This is a genomic window from Succinimonas sp. (genome assembly GCF_045225735.1).
Lineage (GTDB): Bacteria > Pseudomonadota > Gammaproteobacteria > Enterobacterales > Succinivibrionaceae > Succinimonas.
On record NZ_JBGVBR010000388.1, the window covers coordinates 1 to 6,192 of the forward strand.

Annotated in this window: 2 protein-coding genes; both read right to left on the reverse strand. The window is 44.1% G+C overall.

Annotation, left to right across the window (positions count from 1 at the left end; genetic code table 11):
- Positions 1–38 precede the first annotated feature (38 nt).
- The gene (locus ACJROR_RS13760; RefSeq protein WP_406547602.1) at positions 39–3,290 is read right to left on the reverse strand and encodes a DEAD/DEAH box helicase; all 3,252 of its coding nucleotides are present in this window, start codon (positions 3,288–3,290) and stop codon (positions 39–41) included.
- Positions 3,291–3,435: 145 nt separating this feature from the next.
- Positions 3,436–5,925, reverse strand: coding sequence for a serine/threonine protein kinase (locus ACJROR_RS13765; RefSeq protein ID WP_406547603.1), 2,490 nt, complete (start codon positions 5,923–5,925; stop codon positions 3,436–3,438).
- Between the last annotated feature and the right edge of the window lie 267 nt (positions 5,926–6,192).

The window sequence follows — 6,192 nt, forward strand, 5'->3', positions numbered from 1 at the left end:
TTGAACATAGTTGGTGATGAGTTTCACCCTGATTGGAACTACACAATCAGCCCGAAGTTGTAAAGTTTATTTATGCACAGATCCTTAAGCTGCAGGTTCTTGGCTTTCATAAGCTGTTTTTCGGCCTGCTCCGTAAGCTTCTTAAAGTATTCCCAGACTTCAATGGATCCGTAGGCTTCAAAGAAGTTTTCCTGAATAAATGCGAGTTCACCGGCAGCATAATTCCGGGCCTCGAATGCCGGCTTTCTTAAGAAGGCGCCCTCTTCCTTGTTCAAAAGCTCCAGAGCGTTCACAATCGCAAAATCCCCCAGCTCATCAGGCTCTTCGGGCTCCTCCTTTTGAACATAGCGGGATCTGGCCACATAGAATTCGTTTATCACGGGAGCTCCGGTTGTGTTGGGCACCGTGCCGTGACAGAAAAACCAGACCTCGTCCTCCGGGACTTCCGGAGTGGAAACAGCCAGAGCTTTTTCCCGGCCGATAAGAGAATCAAAAAGGGAGATGTAGTAGTTCATCACCGGGTGCTGGGCGTAAAGAACATTAAGCTCTGACCACTTATGATCATCGAGAGTTGAGTTCCTGGCTCTTGTAATGGCATCCTTAAGATCGTCAATGTCGGAAGAAAACTTCATGATCCCTTCTTTGGGAACGCATTCCCCGGGGAGGAAATCCGTAACGCATTCTCTCAGGGATTCGCTCTTCTGAATATCGATCCTGACTATCTTTTCCCGGTCGTAGACCGTCTTTTCCCCTTCCGCAAGACCACCTTCATCAGGAGAATAGTTATTAAGCTGCTCGAAGAGGTCTTTGTAGAATCTGAAGGTATTCTCCCGTTCGCTGCCCTTCCCGTCGTAAAAGGACAGTCTGCGGCTGGGTTTCTGTAATGACTTCCGGGCCGGCTGGTCTGCAGCAAAAAGTCCTGAAGGATCCGTCAAAGACGCATTGTCATCCCCGTCGGCACCTTCGTCTTCACCGCCTCCGGCCAGCAGGAACTCAACAAAGTCATCCTGAGCATCCGCGCTTTCGGCAGGATGCTCCAGAAAGCCTTCATCCTCTTCAGCTACAGCCTTAAAGGTTCTTTCCTCCTCCTTCCGGGCATCATAGAGGGACATTACGGCACTGGCTTCTCCGTGGAGGGTTTTATGAACCTCGTCCTCCTTGCTGATAAGCCGGCTGATGATTCTGAGATCCGTCATCTGATCTTCCGGAACAGAGAGCCCCTCCCTGTTACTCTCTGCGTTCTCTCTGTTCTTGTTGTCCTTGTTATTATTGTGTGATTCTGAAAGTTTCTCATTGTCCATCTGCTGATCAGAGGTACGGGCAATGAGGTAGTAGATCTCGGGAGATTCCTTCTGGCCGTAACGGTCAATGCGGCCGTTACGCTGATCCAGCGTTATCAATGACCAGGGAATGTCATAGTTGAACATGATGTGGCAGAAGAAGTGCAGGTTAATGCCCACCGCTCCGGCATCCGTGGTGATGAGCATGCGGATGGAACTCTTTTCCAAACTGAAGTTTTCTACCAGGCTTTGCGCCTCAGTATCCGTCATCTTGCCGGAAAATATCTTAACAATGCGGTTCCTGTTCCCCGGACTGTAAACAGCGGCGGCATTGTTATCATTGTCCGCGCCTGCTTTTTTACGGCCGCGTCCCTTTGTTTTTGCAGTCTTTCCGGTAACGGCATCATCTGCAGCCGGGGATGCGAAAACAGTCTCCGCCTCATCATCAAGTCCGAAATCCGCAATAATGGCATCCCTGAGATATTTTAGAGTTTCTTCTCTTTCGGTAAACACCACGATGCGGGGAGACTTGGCATCCCCTTTCCAGCCGATTCGGCGCAGCTCGGCAAGGAAACGCTGGTAGCGGGTATCGTTTGCTCTGCCGGATAAGGAGGACTCACTGTCCAAAGTGGCTCTCAGATCTTCAAGATCCCGGATTTCCTGTCTGAGATCAGTGTCGTCATTGCCGCCGGAGGACAGCTTTTCATTAAGCCTTTTGAGACGGTTTTTAATGGTTTCGCAGGCGGCTACAGGAGACGACAGAAATGATTTAAACAGGGTTACCGGGAAAAGCTGGGTACTATCCCGGCTCTTGCCGCTTCCGCTATCGCTCCACCCCTTAAGCACCAGGGATTTAAGCTTCTGCTGAAGATGAAGAAACATTATTTCATCCTGGTTGAGCCGGAACTCCAGGGGGATGATTTTTCTTTCCCGGAACTGCTCTCCGGCCTCTTTCCCGACATCCTGCTTGGATCTTCTGACAAAGTACGATCTCCAAAGATCCAGAAGCTCCTGATAGACCTTCTTCTGCTCTTCATCCTTGTTGTCTATCTGATAGTCCCATCCCACAGGCACCAGGGAGGGTTCCAGCATTCTCATAATGCCGGCAAAGGATTCCGGTTTGCCGTTATGCGGGGTGGCGGAGGCAAAGATCAGGCTGTCGCAATGGTCAGACAACAGCTTAACAAGTTCGCCTCTTTGGGTAGTGGCATTAGCAGCGGTATGAATCTCATCCACCACCACTATGTCCCAGTGGGTATTCTCAAGATAGCTCTTGAACTTGACATCGTTTTTTAAGGTGTCGATGGAAATGATGACCCGGTCAACGTAATTGAAGGGATTGGCGCCGATGGGTACCTGCTGCCGGATGCGTTCCACTCCGAGAGAATCCAGTCTGGTAAGGGGGATGGCAAAACGATTCCAGATGTCCTCCTGAAACTGGGTAAGGATGGATTTCATGGTGCAAACCAGAATGCGCTGCCCCCGGCCCCGGTGGATCATTTCCGCGAGAATGATGCCGATTTCCACGGTCTTGCCCAGACCCACCGCATCGGCTAACAGAAATCTGGGCCGGGGCAGCTTCAGGATCTTGTAGAAAGGTTCATACTGATAGGGAAGGCAGTCAGCGGCGCAGCGGTCTGCCACAAAAACCTGGGCATTGCCGCCGGAATCCGTTTCTAGGGAATTATCAGCAGTATTTTCAGGATCATAGTCGTCAAAGTAGCCGTAACTGCCTCTGACGGCATTCTCAAGAAACACAATGGTCTTTCTGGCATTGGCGGAATTATCTTCCACGAATACTGTGTTTTTGGGCTCCAGTTTCTTGATTTCACCGGGAGATTCTAAATCCGTACGAAAAATAAAGGTATGTCCCCGCGTCAGCTCTGAAACTCCCATGGCAGTTATTTTATAAGAGTTGTCATCTCCCAGCGTTTCGGCCTTCTGAACAATAAACTCTTCGCCTCTTACAATAATGTGTTCGCCAACTGACGTCGTAAATTTGTTAACCATAACGAATTCTCAAAATAAAAATCTATCTTAATTCCTATCAGCCATATCTTGGATCGAGAAAAAATTTCAAAATATTAAACAATTAAAATCAATCTAAACAATTTAACAGTGTTTATTAATCACCTATAAAGCTTAATTTTGCAGTTTAAACTGATATCCACATAACAGGACGTACGCCAATATTAGAGTCCTTCATATGAACGTTATGCGTTATAGTACCATCTTCATTTATTATGGAAGCGTATGAATTAAAATTTATCAGTTCTTTATCCAGAATTAGATAATTTTTATGATTTCGGTGATCATAACCAAGTATAGTAGATTTTTCCTTTATCGGGTATCTCAACCACCATTTACAATTACTATCATTATGCATTATATGTTTGCACATTTTAACATCATTATTTTTAAGGAATTTCTCCACTTCCTTTGCAGAAAAACAAAAAACACGATCCTTAACTAAATTTTCAATAAAAAACCATAGTGTAATAACAATTGCATGAATAAAGACTATCACAGGATACATAACAAGCCAATAGACAATCAAAAATAAAATCGCAACCATATACGGAATTAATAAAAATATTACTACAGCAAATTCATCACTCGGAGATAATTCCTTGTTAACAGCTCGGAACGAATTTTTAACTCCAACAAAATAATACCTAAAATCGTTTTTAATCTTAAAAAGAAAATATGAGATAAAATCATCATACACTCTGGTTTTTAAAATCTTATCCTGTTCCTGTTTAGAAAAGCAAAAATTAAAAAATGTATCATTGAGATATTCCCTTAAATAACTGCTTCTCCACAACGAATAATTATCGTATTTGCCACAACTTAACGCATAACGGCTTATAATTAATAATTTACTTCCCTCTTTTTTGAGCACAAGCCATTCTATGGGTTTTACACCACCATAATTGCCAAATTTTATATACGAACCTACAGGTGTTACTGACACAAAATCTTCTTTAATTCTCGTTAGCATGTCCTTATATTTATTTTCAGGCACTAACGATATCATTCTTTCCAAATCCCCTAAAAACATTGACAAGAAATCAATATATTTATCAATATTCTTTCTTCTCAGCAGAATCATTCCTTGATAAAATTTTTCAGGATTCTCAAACACTCTGCCATGAAGAGCAATTTTTCTGTTTTTTGACAAAGAATAACCCAATATCAAACAAATATCAACGTCTGTATATTTAGCATTATCATTTATTATAATTTTTCTTAAATTGTTTACAAACCTGATTACATCATCACTTTCAGCGACACTGGCAGAATTTTTTAAAACTTCATTTATTATCAGAAGATTAAGCCATTGGCAAAAAGGCGAGCTTTCTTCTTTAGAATTACTATCTTTAACTAAAAGTTCTATCCCTTCATCAACAGCTTTGTCTGCTAACTCATGTAAATCTGCATAAACAATCCTATTACAGTATATTGCCTTGAAAGAAGGCAACAGCTGGTAAATAAGCTTGTTAAAAGTACAGATATTTGAATTTTCGTTATCAGTCAGCTTATTCTCGTAATCCTGACAAATGTTACATTTATTTTTATCAAAAGAGGAATAATGATGAGACAGAATCCCTCGTCCTAAATCCCGTATTCCTTCCTTGGGATTTTTAAGCATTTCAGTAAACAGATGAAGTTCATCAGTATAGGTTACACCTTTAAATAAATACGGGATAAATGTTACTGTTTTATTAACCTCTGTTCCCGGCAGAGGCGGCGTTTCCCCATTTAGCCATTTCTTAACTTCACTATAGCCCCAGCGTCTATTGGGGTTATCCTTTTCGTTACGGTGTGAGATATCCTTGCAGGTAAGCCCCAGAACCAGATTTTTAAGGTCTTCAGGGAAGTTTGCCGGAAACTCGATTTTACTCACGGAGGCTAATCTAGCCGTCTCTTCCGGAGACAGCCCGGGGTTCTGAAATGGGGTAAAGCCGGTAAAGAGTTCAAATACGGTGATGCCAAGAGCATAGTAGTCGGTTTCCCGGTGGAATATCCCCTGCAGGGCCTCCGGAGCAGCATAAAAGGGAGTCATGCCCGTCTGGGTTACCACAAAGGTGTTATTCCCAGCATCTGAACTGATACCGAAGTCGATAAGAACAATATGCTCCCCGGCATCATCGGGAATCAAATTAGCAGGCTTGAGATCCTTGTGCAGGATCCCGGCATCATGCACAGCTTTCAGGCCTTCGATTATAGACGGGATAATGAGAGACTTCAGTTCTTCTTCGGAGAAACGGGTACCCCCGGCCAGGAGTTCCGATAACGCTGACATCTCGTAATACGGACGCACCACATACTGATGCCCCTGATATTCGCCATATCCTTCCACCGGGGCCACAAAGGGACTCTTAACGGTTTTCAGCTTTTCCAGCACATCATGCTTTACGGCATTTTCCCGGCGGTAGTATTTGAGGAGATGCTTCTTTCCCGAATGAATGCCATTTTCGGAACAGAGGTAGATATCCGCCTCCCCGGAAACAATGTCCAGTCTGGCATCAACATGGAATTCATCAAGAGTCAGCCCTGTAATATCCGGAAGTCTCTGAACACTGTTTATCTGGGTCTTTTTGAACTTGCCAGACAGTGATGAATTTACTCTGGTTTCAGACATGCGGAGTCTCCCCGGAAAATGCAGCCCCGTACAGTAAACAAAATCAGCATAACTTTGTCAAAATCCCCGTCACAAAATAATTACCATGCTAACAAAAAACAGTCTTCACCTTATGGGGCTGTGCTCTCTTCCTCATTATGAAACCTGCTAATCTTATGGTATGCCGTGGATGGCAGGGATCCGGAATACTATTGCGAATTTCTGGTCAGACAAGGGGGCATGAGCCGCACCGGATCGGAAGATGGAAGATAAATCACTGTCTGCTGC

Bases quoted from the DNA above. Each gene is read 5' to 3' on its own strand.
- ACJROR_RS13760 (WP_406547602.1), bottom strand. From the start codon at position 3,290: ATGGTTAACAAATTTACGACGTCAGTTGGCGAACACATTATTGTAAGA.
- ACJROR_RS13765 (WP_406547603.1), bottom strand. From the start codon at position 5,925: ATGTCTGAAACCAGAGTAAATTCATCACTGTCTGGCAAGTTCAAAAAG.